Raw genomic sequence first — 510 nt, forward strand, 5'->3', positions numbered from 1 at the left:
CCGCGCGAACGATACGCGTCACCGGGTACGCGCGAAAGACTTTCAACTTCAAGATCGCTCGACTCGCGTACTCCGGTGCACGCGATGGTTCCCCGCTTCGTTGAGTCGTGATTAGCGCGGCACGGCCATTCATCCATCGGTCTTGGGAACGTTGTGAGCATTTGAGACGCCCAGTGTCCTGAGATTCTCAGCAGTGTAGTGGTTTCTGATGTTGAGTTGAACGGCAAGAGCATGGAGTTGTTTGACGCGTTCTATGTCGTAACGAATATCGGATTCGTGAATCATATAAAGCAGATGGTCGAGCGCGACACCAAGCTCATTGTGTTTCAGATACTCCGCGACTGTTTCACTGCCGTTGAGTATGCCAACTTGCGAGAATGTTTCGTTGTCTGGGTCTTGTTCATGCAATTCGAGGATCAGGGCCTGCACTTCATCTGTGCTTGTGCGGATGGTGTTGCGAATCGTCTCAACGTTCATGGCATCATCAACTCAAGCTTCGTCGGGGAACGG

The 510-nt window shown here is 52.2% G+C and carries 1 protein-coding gene; it reads right to left on the minus strand.

Going from position 1 to position 510, the window contains the following annotated elements:
* Positions 1-129 precede the first annotated feature (129 nt).
* The gene (locus LOC67_RS11320; RefSeq protein WP_230262713.1) at positions 130-477 is read right to left on the minus strand and encodes a hypothetical protein; all 348 of its coding nucleotides are present in this window, start codon (positions 475-477) and stop codon (positions 130-132) included.
* Positions 478-510: the final 33 nt, after the last annotated feature.

The organism is Stieleria sp. JC731 (assembly GCF_020966635.1).
In the GTDB taxonomy this organism is placed as follows: Bacteria; Planctomycetota; Planctomycetia; order Pirellulales; family Pirellulaceae; genus Stieleria.

Excerpts from the sequence above, each read along its gene's own strand:
- LOC67_RS11320 (WP_230262713.1), bottom strand. The coding sequence starts at position 477 with ATGAACGTTGAGACGATTCGCAACACCATCCGCACAAGCACAGATGAA.